Genomic DNA, 14,794 nt, shown 5'->3' on the forward strand with positions numbered 1-14,794 from the left:
CCGTGCGGCTAGCGGCGCTTCTTCTTGCCCTTGCCGGCGTTGTTGGTGCGGCGGGCCGACGGCGGCAGGCCGTCGGAGGAGCTGCGGCGTTCCACATGCGTCTCGGCCACGCCGGAAGCATCGGGGGCGGTGAACTGCAGCTGTGCCGGCTTCTCGGGCGCTTCCAGACCGGGAGCCGTAAAGTGCACGGCCTCGTGGCTCTCGGGCTCGGCATCGCCGGAACCGGCCACGCGGGCCAGCAGCGCGGCGGGCTGTTCGGCCACGACGCCGACGGCGGCGGCCGGGGCCTGCTCCACCTGGACGTCGAGGTTGTACAGGAAACCGATGCTCTCCTCGCGGATGGCACCCATCATCGACTGGAAGAGCTCAAAGCCCTCGCGCTGGTACTCCACCAGGGGATCGCGCTGGGCCATGGCGCGCAGGCCGATGCCCTCCTTGAGGTAGTCCATCTCGTAGAGGTGTTCCTGCCACTTGCGTCCGACGACGGAGAGCACTACGCGGCGTTCGAGCTCGCGCATGGTCTCGGACCCCAAGGTCTCCTCGCGGGCCTGGTAGGCCAGCCGGGCGTCGGAGAGCAGCTCGGTCTTGAGCAGCTCGGGCGTGATGCGGCCCATGCCGCCGGCTTCCTCGGCGATGTCCTCCGGGGTGACGGAGACGGGGAAGAGGGTGCCCAGGTTGGCCCAGAGCACCTTGTAGTCCCAGTCCTCGGCGTGGCCCTCGGCCGTGGCGGCGTCGATGGTCTCGTTGATGGTGTCTTCGAGGAAGAACTGCACCTTCTCGTGCAGGTCATCGCCCTCGAGGATGTGGCGGCGGTCGCTGTAGATGGCCTCGCGCTGGCGGTTGAGGACGTCGTCGTACTTGAGCACGTTCTTGCGCTGTTCGGCGTTGCGGCCCTCCACCTGGCCCTGGGCGGAGGCGATGGCCTTGGAGACCAGCTTGGATTCCAGCGCGACGTCGTCAGGCATCACCGATCGGGACATCAGGCGCTCGGCGGCGCCGGAGTTGAACAGGCGCATCAGGTCATCGGTCAGCGACAGGTAGAACCGGGACTCGCCGGGGTCGCCCTGGCGGCCGGAGCGGCCGCGGAGCTGGTTGTCGATGCGGCGGGACTCGTGGCGCTCGGTCCCCAGCACGTACAGGCCGCCGGCCTCCAGCACGGCTTCGTGCTCTTCCTTCACGGCTGCCTTGGCGGACTCGAAGGCCTCGGCCCAGGCGGCCTCGTACTCCTCGGGGGTGTCCTCCGGGTCCAGGCCGCGGGCGGCCAGGGCGGCGACGGCGTTGAACTCGGCGTTGCCGCCGAGCATGATGTCGGTGCCCCGGCCGGCCATGTTGGTGGCCACAGTGACGGAGCCGCGGCGGCCGGCCTGGGCCACGATGGCAGCCTCGCGGGCGTGGTTCTTGGCGTTCAGGACCTCGTGCTTGATGCCCTTTTTCGCCAGCTGCTTGGAGAGGTACTCGGACTTCTCCACGCTGGTGGTGCCCACCAGGACGGGCTGGCCGGTCGCGTGGCGCTTGGCAATGTCCTCCACGACGGCGTCGAACTTGACGATCTCGTTCTTGTACACAAGGTCGGACTGGTCCACGCGCTGCATCGGCTTGTTCGTCGGGATCGGCACCACGCCCAGGGAGTAGGTGCCCATGAACTCGGCGGCCTCGGTCTCGGCGGTGCCGGTCATGCCGGAAAGCTTGTTGTAGAGGCGGAAGTAGTTCTGCAAGGTCACGGTGGCCAGCGTCTGGTTCTCGGCCTTGATCTCAACCCCTTCCTTGGCCTCGATGGCCTGGTGCATGCCCTCGTTGTAGCGGCGGCCGGCCAGGATGCGGCCGGTGTGCTCATCGACGATGAGGACCTCGCCATCGAGGATGACGTAGTCCTTGTCGCGCTTGAAGAGCTCCTTGGCCTTGATGGCGTTGTTCAGGAAGCCGATCAGCGGGGTGTTGGCCGATTCGTAGAGGTTGGTGATGCCAAGGTAGTCCTCGACCTTTTCGATGCCGGGCTCCAGCACGCCGACGGTGCGCTTCTTCTCGTCGACCTCGTAGTCGGTGTCGGTGTCCAGGCGCTGGACCACCTTGGCGAATTCGCCATACCAGCGGTTGGCATCGCCGGAGGCGGGGCCGGAGATGATCAGCGGGGTGCGGGCCTCGTCGATAAGGATGGAGTCGACCTCATCGACGATGGCGAAGTGGTGGCCGCGCTGGACGAGCTCGTCCTGGCTCCATGCCATGTTGTCGCGCAGGTAGTCGAAGCCGAATTCATTGTTGGTGCCGTAGGTGATGTCGGCGGCGTACTGCTCGCGGCGCACGGCCGGATCCTGGTTGGAGAGGATGCAGCCGCTGGTCAGGCCCAGGAAGCGGTAGACGCGCCCCATCAGGTCCGACTGGTATTCGGCCAGGTAGTCGTTGACCGTGACCACGTGCACGCCGCCGCCGGTGAGGGCGTTCAGGTAGGCCGGGGCGGTGGCCACGAGGGTCTTTCCTTCACCTGTCTTCATTTCGGCGATGTTGCCCAGGTGCAGCGCGGCGCCGCCCATGAGCTGGACGCGGAAGTGGCGCATGCCCAGCGTGCGGGCGGAGGCCTCGCGGACGGCCGCGAAGGCCTCCGGCAGCAGGGAATCCAGGGTCTCGCCATCGGCGTGGCGGTCCTTGAGCCTGTCGGTTTCGGCCTTCAGATCGGCATCCGTGAAGGTCTTGAAGCTCTCCTCCAGCGAATCGATGGCATCGGCGTAGACGTTAAGACGCTTCAAGGTCTTGCGGTCACCGGTACGGAGGACTCGTTCAAGAAGTGATGGCACGGATCTAGCTCCCAATCTGTGGTTGCCTTTACTGGCGTCTTCAGTCTACGTGAGAAGACGGGTGGCGCCGCCGCCGGGTTAGGCGTTGTGTCGGGTGCCCGGATCAGTGGGCGGCGGCCGCCCGGGCCAGCGCCGGGGCAAAGTCTCCGCGGGGTTCGACGACGACGCCCTCCAGCCCCAGCCAGCACGCCATTTCGGCCAGTTCGGCCGCCAATTCCTCCGCCGTGTGCGCCGGTGCATGCGGCTCCGCGTAGGCTCCCCGCACCCGCAGCAGGCCCACGGACCTGTCCGCCTTCAGGTCCACCCGGGCCACCATGTCCTCGCCCAGCAGGAAGGGCAGTACATAGTAGCCAAAGCGCCGCTTGGCCTCCGGCGTGTAGATCTCGATCCTGTAGTGGAAGCCGAACAGGCGTTCCAGCCGGCGGCGTTCAAAGACCATCGAATCGAAGGGGCTCAGCAGGGCCCGGCCCGCGGCCTTGCGCGGCACAGCGGCCCCTAGGTGCAGGTACTGCGGACCATCCCAGCCGCGCACCTCGACGGCCGCCAGGACGCCCTCTGCCACCAGCTGGTCCACCGCGGCGGCCGCCGGCCGGACGGGCAGCCGGAAGTAGTCGGCCAGGCAGAGCACGGTGCCGATCCCGTGGGCACGGGCGGAGGCCTCGATGAGCCGGACCATGGCGGCGTCCCTGTCCCCGACGCCGTCGTCCACGCCGTCGTCCGCGCGCACGTCCGCGGCACGCAGCGCCGGCGGCAGCACCCGGTCGGTGGGCGTGTAGCGGCGTTCAAACTGGTCGGTCCGCGAGGCCGAGGAAATGGCACCACTTTCAAAGAGGTCCTCGAGCACGCGCTTGACGGCATTCCAGTTCCAGCCCCATTGGTCCTTGCTGGCCGTTTCCGCATGCCCCACGGCCTCGGTGACCTGCCGCGCCGTCATCGGCCGGCCACCGCCGAGCACCTCGAGGATCCGCCCGGCCAGGCGCTCCCGCAGCAATGGGTCCATGGCGCCGGCGCCCACCCACGTCCTGTTCTGCCACAGCCGCAGGTCGGCAAAGTGCTCGGGCCGGATGAAGCTGGCCTCGTGCGCCCAGTACTCCATCATCTTGCGCGGATTCCGGCCGGCGAGCCGTTCCAGGATGCTGCGGTCGTAGTTGCCCAGCCGGGAGAAGAACGGCAGGTAGTGGCTGCGGGCCAGGACATTGACGGAATCGATCTGGACCAGCTGCAGGCGCTCAAAGGTGCGGCCCACCGCCCGTGCATTCACGGGTCCGGCGGGCCGCACCTTGGCTAGTCCCTGCGCTGCCAGGGCGATCCGGCGGGCCTGGGAAAGGCTCAACGCGGCGCCCATGCAGCCTCCTGTTCTTTATTTAGACTTTGGCCGGCTCGTCCGGGGAACGGTAGGCCAGGATCTGCTCGGCGGGGGCCGACTCCAGGTCCTTGCATTCGGCGTCCAGGGTGATCACGCCGTAGGTCCAGCCGCGGCGGCGGTAGACCACGGAGGGAACACCGGTGGCCTCATCGAGGAAGAGGTAGAAATCGTGCCCCACCAGTTCCATGTTGTCCACGGCGTCGTCCAGCGAGAGGGACGCGGCGGGGAAGACCTTGCGGCGGATCAGCACCGGTGAATCCCCTGCCGGAATGTCGTTCTCGATCTCGTAGGGCGAACGCTCGGTCGAGGAATCCCCGGCCCCTTCCCCGAGCGGCTGCTCATAGATGGGGGCGGAACTGCTGACCGGCGTGAGCGCGCCGGTGGCGGTACTCACTGCTTGTGGCGTGTGCCGTCCGTGGTGGACCTTCTTGCGGTCCTTCGCCCGGCGGAGCCGCTCCAGCAGCTTCGCGTAGGCCACGTCGAAGGCGGCGAACTTGTCCGGGGCGGTGGCCTCGGCACGGATCACGGGGCCACGGCCGGAAACGGTCAGTTCCACGGTGAGCTGGGTGTCGGTGGCGCGGGAGTTGGGCTGGCGTGAGACCTTCGCATCGATGCGCTGGACCTTGTCTCCGAGCTGCTCGACCTTGGACATTTTCTCTCCGGCGTACTCGCGGAATCGGTCCGAAACAGTCACATTGCGACCGCTGATCATGAACTCCATGGTGCCCTCCAGATGACTCAGGTGACACGACGGCCGGCAACGAAAAACCAAGCGTTTGCCTGACCGTCGACGGGTGGTTGACCTCTATGAGGTACCCGTTCACCCACGTTAGTTCACCCGCTGAGGATATTCATCTTTTCGTCATTTTATTTTTTCTGCGCGTTTGCTGGGAGTTCTGTGGGGATATTCCGGGAGCCGGCGGGCGGGCCGCGGCCAGCACCACCACCCCTTCCACCACTGCCCCCGCGGCGCGCAACGCCCGCGCCGCCTCGGCCACCGTGGCACCGGTGGTGAGCACGTCGTCGACCACCACGACACGCCGGCCCACGACACGGGCGGGCCGGCGCACGCGCATGCTGTGGCGGATGTTGCGCCGGCGCGCCGCCCGCCCCAGACCCTTTTGGCTGTGCCGCCGCCACGGCGGCTTGGCCCGCAGCGACAACGCGGCGGCCACCCGCACGCCGGCCGGCAGCGCCCGGCGCCAGCGCAGGATCCGCAGAAGCTCGGCCACCGGATCGTAGCCGCGGCGCCTGAAACCGGCGCCGGAGGTGGGCACCGGAACCAGCAGGAAACCCTCGGCGAGCTCCCGGCCGCCAGTGCCCTCCAACACGGCGCCGACCGCGCGTCCCAGGCAGGCCGCCAGCACCGGTCCGAGCCCGGTGCGGCCATGGTTCTTGAAGGCCAGGATGGCCTGCGCCAGCGGGCCGCGGTAGACGCCGGCGGCGACGGCGGGCAGCAGCACCGTGCCGGAGACATCCACCAGGGCCGGCGCACCGGCCGCGGCATCGAAGGGGTGGGCCGTGATGGCCCGCAATCCGCGCGAACACTCCGGGCACAGGGCCGTGTCCTCCAGCCCGCAGACGAGGCACTCGCAGGGGAACACCAGCACCAGGGCCTCGCGCCAGGCGGCCGCGCACCACTGCCAAGCGCGCAGCCACCGCGGCCGCGGCACTGCGCCGTGCGCCGCCGTCGTTGATCCCGGCCCGTCCCGTTCCACCAACCCAGCGTGGCGCCCGGCGGCGGGCGCCTCAAGCACCTGCCGGGAATGGGTGCGCCGGCGGCGGCGCCAGCGCGGCTGTGCAGGACCCCGCGGGACTGGACCCCGCCGGACAGGACCCCGCCGGGCAGGACTCAGCCGGAGAAGGAGGCGTCGACGACGTCGCTGGACTGCATGCCCCACGTATTGCCGACGCGGACGTAGACCTCGGCCAGGGTCTGCGCGGTGATCTCCAAGACCCCGGAGCCGGCGCTGATCCACTGGACGCCGTCCAGTGGGGTCAGCAGCGTGGGATCGGACTTCAGCGACAACACTTCCAGCGGGACCGGTCCGGTGGCCGACGGCCGCGCCACCGCCACCGAGGTCTCGCTGACCCAGACGCCCAGGGATGGATTGACGGTGCTGGGCAGCGTGATGGGTGCCGCCAGCTCCTTGGGCACCTCCCCGGTGCGCAGGATGCCGGCGATCTGGACGCTGCTGATGCCATTGAGCTCCGAAACCACCAGGGCACGGCTGCCGTCGCGCGAGATCCGCAGGGCCGTGACTGTGCGGCCCACCAGCCATTGGACCCGCAGGAGCACCGGCGCAACATGCGCGCCGCCGCTCTCCTCCCCCGGCTTGAAGGCCTGGACGTAGCCGCTGCCGTCCCCGGAGGCCGTCCAGACCCAATCCAGCGGCGAGAACGACGGCGGCGTCAGCGCTGCCCCCGTGGCGCCGACGTATTCCGTCTGGCCCGGAGCTGCGGCATAGACCTGGCTGCGGTCCCCGGAGAGGAACGCAAACGAGCGCTGGCCGTACGAAACGGCCGGGAACACCGGCACGTACTTGGCCAGCGGCGCCAGCCCGTCGATGGGCGCGACCCGGCCGCCGTCGTACGAGACCAGCTCCCCCTTGGCCACGGCCACCTGGGCGGTGGGCACGGGGTTGTTGATGACCAGCGCGGGCTGGCCGCCGGAAGGCCCCAGATCGATGTCCCGGGTGTCCGCCCGCAGGGTCACGGAGGTGACAGTGTTCAGGTTTCGCTGCAAGGTGACCAGCAGCTGGGCCTGCATCTGCTGGCGCGACTGGACCGAGGCCGAGAGCAAAGGGTCGGCGGTGAGATCGATCTGCGCCACGCCGTTGTTCACCGGCACGGAATCGCGTACCAGGCGGATGCCGTCCGGGAAGGCACTGGCCACCGCACCCCGCAGGTAGGGTGCCGGGCCGGCCAGCACCGCCCGCACAATGGCCGTTGCGGTGGTGGCGGCGCGGCCGGCCAGCCAGCGCACATCCGGCACCCCATAGGTGAAGGTGGGGTCGTAGAAGTAGAGCGTGTAGGGGCTGTAGAGCGTGGAGAAGTTGGCGGCCTGGAGCATGATGCCGTCCGGAACGCCGCTGATCCGCCACTGGCCGTCCACCTGGGCCAGGGTGAATTTCACCGTCTCCACGGCGCCGGGGGTGGAGGGGGTCAGGATGCCCGAGGAATCCACCACTGAGGCCACGGAGAAGTCCACGGTGTAGTCCCCCGCGGCGCTGGCCTTGGCCACCTTGAAGCCGTCGTTGTAGACCAGCGTGCGGGTGTCCGCCTTCCACGTCCCGGCCAGGGGCGGGGCCAGATACTGCCGGGCGACCTGGAAGTCATCGCTGACGCCGGTGCCTGCGGCCACAAAGCCCTCGATGATGGATTCGGGGCTGGCTCCCGCCACCGGGGCCACCTGCTGGAAATCGATGTTCACGGGGTTGTTGCGCACCGGGAGGGGATCGCTCTGGCCCACGGGCCCGTTGGTGGGGATGACGGCGCAGCCCGCGGCCAGCAGCACGGCGGCGGCAATGGCCACGGCGCGCAGGACCGCGGCGGCCCGGCGCCGTGCCCGGCTGGGGGCACGGTCCGGCGCGGGGTGTGGTGCGCGCCTCGGCGTGCGGGCCGTGCCACTCACTGCGTGGCCTCCTTCGCCGGGGCGTCGGGGCGGTCCGGGCCGGCCGGCGGCTCCGCTGCCTCCAGTGCCCGGACGATGGCGATGGAGCCGGTGGCCGTGGTGACGGCACCGGCGCCCAGGGCGCCGACGACGCCGATGGAGCCGGTGGCCGTGGTGACGGGGCCATGGTGCAGCGAGACCGCGCCGGCAGTGGACCCGTCGCCGTCGGGCGGAAGATGCATGGGCGAATGCTCCAGCACCGTCCCGCTGTGGCGCGGCAGGGTGAGCCGGAAGCAGGAGCCCTCGCCCTCCCGGCCCCAGGCCTCCAGCCAGCCGCCGTGCAGCCGGGTGTCCTCCATGGCAATGGACAGGCCCAGGCCGCTGCCGCCGGTGGTCCGGGCGCGGGCGGGGTCGGCGCGCCAGAACCTGTCGAACACCCGGCTGACATCGGCGGCGGACATGCCAATCCCGTGGTCGCGCACGGCCACCGAGACGGCGTGCCGGTCCGCCGCGACAAACACCTGCACCGGGCGGCCCTCGCCGTGTTCGAGCGCGTTCATGACCAGATTGCGCAGGATCCGATCGATCCGCCGCGGGTCCACGTCCAGCACGCAGCCGCCGGGGATCCCGGAGACCACGCTGAGCTCGGACCCGGTGGCCTCGGCCACCGGCGTGGCGCCTTCGATGACGTTGTGCAAGATGGAGAACATCTCCGCCGATTCCACGTCCAGGACGGCAGCACCGGCGTCGAACCGGGAGATCTCCAGCAGGTCCGCCAGCAGCGATTGGAACCGCTCCACCTGGTGGTAGAGCAGCTCGGCGGAGCGCTTGTTGATGGGATCGAAGGACTCGCGCGCATCAAAGAGCACCTCGGCGGCCATCCGCACGGTGGTCAGCGGGGTGCGCAGCTCGTGCGAGACATCCGAGACAAAGCGCTGCTGCATCTGCGAGAGCGTCCCCAGCGCGGTGATCTGCTCCTGCAGGGAGGTGGCCATCCGGTTGAAGGAGATGGCCAGCCGGGCCATCTCGTCCTCGCCCGTGACGGCCAGCCGCTCCTGCAGCTCGCCCTCGGCCAGCTTTTCGGAGACCTCGGCCGCCTGGCGCACGGGGGCCACCACATTGCGGGTCACGTACCAGACCATGGCGCCGATGAGCATCAGCAGCATGGCTCCCACCAGCCACATCACGGATTGGATGTAGTTCAGCGTGGTCTGGGCCGTGTTCAGGTCATAGATCAGGTACAGCTCGTAGTTGGTGCCCAGCAGATTGACCTGGCTGCCCATGGCGATGGCCGGGTGCGTGGCCGAGGGACCGGTGGGCAGCGGAATGGACTGCCAGAACTGGCCGCTCGCGTGGGTCTGCACCGTCTTGCGCAGCTCGTCGGGAATGATCACCGTGGTCACGCCGCCGGAGTCCGACGACGTGACGGCCAGCGAGTTGGTCTGGCCGGGGATCTTCACCATCAGGTACTTGCGGGTGTCGTCCGCCCCGCCCACCTCGAGCAGCTTGAGCGTGTCGCGGACGTATGTGGACACGCTCGGCAGATCGGACAGGTCGGCATTGTCAAAGCTCGCCTGGACCTGGGTGACGCCGCGCGCGGACTCCTGCTTGGCCTGCTGCAGGCGCTCCTGGAAGAGCCCGTTGGCGATCTGGTTGGCCAGGATGGCGCCAACGCCGACGACGGCGATGAAGGCGATCACCAGCGTCACCAGCACGGTGCGGAACTGCAGCGAGGTGCGCCAGCGCCGCCGCAACGTCAGGGCCGCGCGGCCAGCCCAGCAGAGGATCCATGCCCCGGCGGCCACCGCCGCCGTGCGCAACGACGCCAGGGACGGCCTACGTCCCTGCTTTGTAGCCAACTCCACGTACTGTCAACACCACTTCCGGAGCCTCGGGGTCTCGTTCGATCTTGGAGCGCAGCCGCTGGACGTGGACGTTCACCAGGCGCGTGTCGGCCGCGTGCCGGTAGCCCCAGACCTGCTCCAGCAAAAGCTCGCGGGTGAACACCTGCCACGGTTTGCGGGCCAGGGCCACCAGCAGGTCAAATTCCAGCGGCGTCAGGGAAATCCGCTCGCCGGCGCGGCGCACGGAGTGGCCGGCGACGTCGATGGTGACGTCGGCGATGCTGAGGGTCTCGGGGGCCTTGGTATCGCCCGGGCGCAGCCGTGCACGCACGCGTGCCACCAGCTCGGCGGGCTTGAAGGGCTTGGCCACATAGTCGTCGGCACCGGACTCCAGGCCGCGGACCACATCGGAGGTGTCCGACTTGGCTGTCAGCATGACGATGGGCGTATCCGATTCGGCACGGATCAGCCGGCAGACCTCGATGCCGTCCAGACCGGGCAGCATCAGGTCCAGCAGCACCAGGTCGGGCTTGCTCTGGCGGAAGATCTCCAGCGCCGCCGCGCCGTCGGGGCAGAAAACCGGGTCAAAACCGTCATTGCGCAAGACAATGCCGATCATCTCCGCCAGAGCTTCGTCGTCGTCGACGACCAAAATGCGTGCCTTCATATGTATATGTTCGCCCATCCCCACAGCAATGTCCGTATCCGGTCCACCCCAGCGCACGCCATGTTCGACGGACGCGTTCCTGCATGCGCCAGCCACGAGCGGCTAGGGTGATTTCAGAATCAACGATAGCCGCACACGGACCATGCCGCAGGACGCGCCGCTGTGGCATCGCTGGCCGGCACACAGTTTGGGGAGAACGCATGACGCAGGAACCAGGGTCCAACCACGCCGGGCCCGAGGACGGCCGGCCGGTCCGGCCTGTGCCCGCCCAGCCCGTTCCACCGCAGCCCCTTCCGCCGCCCGGCGCACCAGCGCCCGCGCAGCCGGCTCCCGCACCGGCCTGGGGCCAGGCCTCGCAGTGGGGACAGTACGCTCCCCCGCAACAGCCGTGGGGGCAGCCGCCCCAGCCGCAGTGGGGGCAGCATGCGCCCCCACAGCCGGGCTACCCGCAGAACGGCTGGGCCGCCGGCGGTGGCTACCTGGCCCCGCCCAAGCCAGGCGTCATCCCACTGCGCCCGCTCAGCCTCGGCGAGGTGCTTGACGGCGCGTTCCAGGCCGCACGGCGCAATGGCAAGGCCATGTTCGGCTCCGCGCTGCTGGTGCAGGCGGCAGCCTCGCTGCTCAACGCCGTCGTGCTGGTCCTCTTCTTCTCCGGCAGCAACTTCACCGCCGTGATCGCCGGCACCCTGCCCTCCGACGAGCTCGGCCCCCTGGTTCTGGCCTACGGCAGCAGCATTGCCGTGGCCGCCATGCTCCAGGTGCTGGCCCAGACCACGCTCCAGGGTGTGCTGGTGGTACCCGTGCTGCGTGCCATCCTGAACCGCCACACGGGCTTCAAGGAGATGCTCGCCCTGGCCCGGCCGCGCATCGGCACGCTGCTGCTGGCCGCACTGCTCTACATGGCGGCCTCGGTGCTGGCGACGGCCGTGGTGGTGGCGGTGGCGGTGCTCCTGGTTCTCTGGCTGGGCCCGGGCGGCATCGTGGCCGCGGTCCTGCTGGCCCTCACCGCCGCGGCCGCCACCATCTGGGCCGGCACCAAGGTCATGCTGGCACCGGCGGCCATCATCGTGGAGGACCTGGGCGTCCTCGCCGCCGTCGCCCGGTCCTGGCGGCTGACCACCTCCTCGTGGTGGCGCACCTTCGGCACCTACTTTGTGGCGGCCCTGATCGCCGGGGCCATCGGCGGGGTCATCGCCACCCCCGTCAGCCTCGTCACCAGCCTCGTCACCGGCATGGCCAACCCCAACCCCACCGAGGCCGACTTCATGGCCTCCTTTGCCATCAGCCAGGGTGTGTCGCTGCTCGTTTCCACCCTGGTGGGGGCCGTGACGCTGGCCTTCAGCTCCGGCGTGATGTCGCTGATCTATGTGGATCTGCGCATGCGCAAGGAGGGCTTTGACGTGGTGCTGATGCGCCAGATGGAGAGCGCCCCGTACGCCCCCGGCATCCCGGGCGCGTCGGGCCGCGGCGCCGGAGCGGGAAGCATCCCCGGCCCGGGCCAGCAGGGCTGATGCCCGTGCCCTCGTGGGCCGTGGGCGCCCTGGCCCGGCCCGGGCCGGCGGCCCTGGATGCCCCGGTGCTGCCCGGTGCCGACGAGGCCCGGCGCGAGCTGGCCGAGGAGCTGGCCAAGGGCGTGTACCAGGATGCCAAACCGGGCCTGGCCCAGCAGATCTGGGCCGCCGTGCAGGATTTCTTCGCCGGACTCCTTGACTCGCTGCATTCGCTGGACGGCAGCCTGGGCGTGCTGCTGCTCGTTGCCCTGGCCGCCGCCGTGATCGGCCTGGCCATCTTCTTTACCCGTCCGCGGTTGAACCGCCGCAACGCCGCCGTGGCGGCCGTCTTCGGCTCCGGCACCGTGCTGGACGCCCGTGCGCACCGCGGGCTGGCCGCCGCCGCCGCCGACCGCGGCGACTTTGCCGCGGCCGTGGCCGAACAATTCCGCGCACTCGTGCGCCAGGGCGAGGAACGTGCGGTGATCGAGGAGACGCCCGGACGCACCGCGCACGAGGCCGCCGCCGGGATGGGCCTGGCCTTCGGGCCGCTCGCGGCTGCACTGGACCGCGCCGGCGAGCTCTTCAACGGGATCCAGTACGGGTCCATGCCGGCTGCGGAGGCGGATTGGCGCTGGCTGGCCGAGCTGGATGCGTCAGTGGCCGCCATGTCCCCCTCGGTGCACGACGGCGGACCCGCCGCGCTGGCGGTGCCGCGGTGAGCGCCCCCGCCGCCACGGGCCGGGGCCGCACGGGCGCCCCGGACTCCCCGGACTCCCCGGATGGCGCCCCGGACGGGGCCGGCAGCCCGGGCACGGACGGCACGTTCCGCGCCGAGCAGCGGCCATGGTCCGCGGCGCTGCGTTCCTGGCTGCGCGTGCACCGCTTCTGGCTGGTGGCCGGCACCATCGCGGCCACCATCGCCGTCGTCCTCTTTGCCCTGGCCGGCCGGGGGCAAAGCCGCGCCGCCCTGGCCGTGGACAACCCGGCACCGGAGGGCGCCATGGCCGTGGCCTCCGTCCTGGGCCGGCACGGGATCACCGTCCGTCCCACCGATTCGCTCGGGGCCACGCTGGAGGCGCTGCGGGCCGACCCCGGCAGCACGGTGCTCCTCTACGACCCCGGCAACCTGCTCCCGCCCACGGGTGTGCGGGAGCTGCCGCGCGCCGCGGCCGCCGTGGTGGCCGTGTCCCCCGGGCCGCTGGCGCTGAAGGCCCTGACGTCCGAGATCACGCTGGCCGGCACACCGGCCCTGTCTGAGGGCACCGTCGACGCCGGCTGCGCCGCGCCCAACGCCGTCGCCGCGGAGCGGATCAACGCCCCCGCCGACGGCGGCCTGGGCCGGGTGCTGTACCGCGGGCCCGTGGTCTGCTTCCCTGACCCGGCGGCCGGCACCGCCGGCTCCCCCGCCGGGCTGCTGGCCGCCACCGCCGACGGCCGCACCACCGTGCTCGGTGCCCCCGCGGTCCTCAGCAACGCCTCCGCCGCGGAGGCCGGAAACGCCGCCCTGGTGCTGCGCACGCTCGGCGCACACAACACGCTGGTCTGGTACACGCCGTCGCTGGCGGACGTCCCGGCGTCGGACTCTCCGGCCAGCCTGTCCGAGCTCACGCCCGGGTGGGTGGCCCCGGCGGCCAGCTGGCTGATGATGGTGGGCGTGTTGGCCATGCTCTGGCGCGGGCGCCGGGACGGCCCCCTGGTGGCGGAGCCGCTGCCCGTGCTGGTGAAGGCTTCCGAAACGGTCGCCGGGCGCGCCCGGCTCTACCAACAGGCCGGCGCCGTGGCGACCGCCGCCGACAAGCTGCGTGCCGGGACCCTGGTGCGGCTGGCCAGGCATCTGCGCCTGGACCCCGGCGCCGGCCGCACCGCCGTGGCGGCCGCGGCCGCCGACCGAAGCACCCTGCCCGCGGCCCGCGTGCAGGACATCCTTTCAGCCCGCCCCGGCACCGAAAAGGCCCTGCTGGCCTGGGCCGCGGAACTTGACGCACTAGAGAAAGAGGTCACCGGCCCATGAATGGACAGTATCCCCAGGCCACCGCAGCCCCGGAAACTCCCGCCGCCGGCCCGGGCGCCATCGACCCTGCGAGGACGGCCCTGCTGGCCGTGCGGGCGGAGGTGGCCAAGGCGGTGGTGGGCCAGGATTCCACCGTCACGGGCATGCTGATTGCCCTGCTGGCCCGCGGCCATGTGCTGCTGGAAGGTGTGCCCGGCGTCGCCAAGACGCTGCTGGTGCGCACCCTGTCCACGGCCCTGAGCCTGGACACCAAGCGGATCCAGTTCACCCCCGACCTGATGCCCGGCGATGTCACGGGTTCGCTCATCTACGATGCCCACAGCGCCGAATTCCGTTTCCGCGAGGGCCCGGTCTTCACCAACATCCTGCTGGCGGACGAGATCAACCGAACCCCGCCGAAGACGCAGGCCTCGCTGCTGGAGGCCATGGAGGAGCACCAGGTGTCGGTGGACGGGGTCTCCCGGCCGCTGCCGGCACCGTTCCTGGTGGCCGCCACCCAGAATCCGGTGGAATACGAGGGCACCTACCCGCTGCCCGAGGCCCAGCTGGACCGTTTCCTGCTGAAACTGACCATGCCGCTGCCCGGGCGCGACGACGAGATCGAGGTGGTCCGCCGCCATGCGCTGGGCTTCGACCCGCGTGATCTGGCGGCCGCGGGCGTGCACCCGGTGGCCGGCGCCGCGGAGCTGGCCCAGGCCCGTGCCGCCGTCGCCGCCGTGGCCATCGCCCCGGACGTGATGGCCTACATCGTGGACCTGGTCCGCGCCACCCGCGCCGCGCCGTCGTTCCAGCTGGGTGTGTCCCCGCGCGGGTCCACGGCGTTGTTGAACACCTCGCGAGCCTGGGCGTGGCTGTCCGGCCGCAGTTTCGTCACCCCCGACGACGTCAAGGCCCTCACGCTGCCGGCGCTGCGGCACCGGGTGGGCCTGCGCCCGGAGGCGCAGATGGATGGCGTCCAGGTGGACGATGTCCTCTCCGCCATCCTGGCCACCGTGCCCGTCCCGCGCTGAC

At 70.5% G+C, this 14,794-nt stretch carries 11 protein-coding genes; 4 read left to right on the plus strand and 7 right to left on the minus strand.

Annotated elements, in window-relative coordinates:
- Positions 1-8: 8 nt before the first annotated feature.
- The 7 genes from secA to mtrA all read right to left on the minus strand — a co-directional run bounded on the left by secA (position 9) and on the right by mtrA (position 10,279).
- The gene (secA, locus tag ACQCSX_RS08990) at positions 9-2,789 is read right to left on the minus strand and encodes a preprotein translocase subunit SecA (RefSeq protein ID WP_427018645.1); all 2,781 of its coding nucleotides are present in this window, start codon (positions 2,787-2,789) and stop codon (positions 9-11) included.
- Between the two features lie 103 nt (positions 2,790-2,892).
- Positions 2,893-4,134, minus strand: a complete 1,242-nt coding sequence (locus ACQCSX_RS08995) for a winged helix-turn-helix domain-containing protein (RefSeq protein ID WP_427018646.1) — start codon at positions 4,132-4,134, stop codon at positions 2,893-2,895.
- A gap of 19 nt (positions 4,135-4,153) precedes the next feature.
- Positions 4,154-4,876 carry a ribosome hibernation-promoting factor, HPF/YfiA family gene (hpf, locus tag ACQCSX_RS09000; RefSeq protein WP_427018647.1) on the minus strand — a complete coding sequence of 241 codons (723 nt, stop codon included), beginning with the start codon at positions 4,874-4,876 and terminating at the stop codon, positions 4,154-4,156.
- A gap of 130 nt (positions 4,877-5,006) precedes the next feature.
- Positions 5,007-5,873, minus strand: a complete 867-nt coding sequence (locus ACQCSX_RS09005; RefSeq protein WP_427018648.1) for a ComF family protein — start codon at positions 5,871-5,873, stop codon at positions 5,007-5,009.
- A gap of 134 nt (positions 5,874-6,007) precedes the next feature.
- Complete coding sequence (locus tag ACQCSX_RS09010; protein ID WP_427018649.1) at positions 6,008-7,789, minus strand: LpqB family beta-propeller domain-containing protein; 1,782 nt, start codon at positions 7,787-7,789, stop codon at positions 6,008-6,010.
- Positions 7,786-9,633: an MtrAB system histidine kinase MtrB gene (gene mtrB, locus ACQCSX_RS09015; RefSeq protein ID WP_427018650.1), complete on the minus strand. Its 1,848-nt coding sequence runs from the start codon at positions 9,631-9,633 to the stop codon at positions 7,786-7,788. Before mtrB ends, ACQCSX_RS09010 begins: the two co-directional genes overlap by 4 nt.
- Positions 9,605-10,279, minus strand: a complete 675-nt coding sequence (gene mtrA, locus ACQCSX_RS09020) for an MtrAB system response regulator MtrA (protein ID WP_427018651.1) — start codon at positions 10,277-10,279, stop codon at positions 9,605-9,607. Before mtrA ends, mtrB begins: the two co-directional genes overlap by 29 nt.
- A 200-nt stretch (positions 10,280-10,479) precedes the next feature.
- Between mtrA and ACQCSX_RS09025 the strand changes: the two genes are divergently transcribed.
- Genes ACQCSX_RS09025 through ACQCSX_RS09040 form a run of 4 tightly spaced genes read left to right on the plus strand, consistent with a single transcriptional unit; the run spans position 10,480 to position 14,793 of the window.
- Positions 10,480-11,790: a hypothetical protein gene (locus ACQCSX_RS09025; RefSeq protein WP_427018652.1), complete on the plus strand. Its 1,311-nt coding sequence runs from the start codon at positions 10,480-10,482 to the stop codon at positions 11,788-11,790.
- Positions 11,790-12,491 carry a DUF4129 domain-containing protein gene (locus tag ACQCSX_RS09030; protein WP_427018653.1) on the plus strand — a complete coding sequence of 234 codons (702 nt, stop codon included), beginning with the start codon at positions 11,790-11,792 and terminating at the stop codon, positions 12,489-12,491. Before ACQCSX_RS09025 ends, ACQCSX_RS09030 begins: the two co-directional genes overlap by 1 nt.
- On the plus strand, positions 12,488-13,783 hold the full coding sequence (locus tag ACQCSX_RS09035) for a DUF4350 domain-containing protein (protein WP_427018654.1): 1,296 nt from the start codon (positions 12,488-12,490) through the stop codon (positions 13,781-13,783). The genes ACQCSX_RS09030 and ACQCSX_RS09035 overlap by 4 nt, the downstream gene beginning before the upstream one ends.
- A complete protein-coding gene (locus tag ACQCSX_RS09040) occupies positions 13,780-14,793 on the plus strand; it encodes an AAA family ATPase (RefSeq protein ID WP_427018655.1) in 1,014 nt (337 codons plus the stop codon). The genes ACQCSX_RS09035 and ACQCSX_RS09040 overlap by 4 nt, the downstream gene beginning before the upstream one ends.
- The last annotated feature ends 1 nt before the right edge of the window (position 14,794 follow it).

This window comes from Pseudarthrobacter sp. P1 (assembly GCF_050156935.1).
In the GTDB taxonomy this organism is placed as follows: domain Bacteria; phylum Actinomycetota; class Actinomycetes; order Actinomycetales; family Micrococcaceae; genus Specibacter.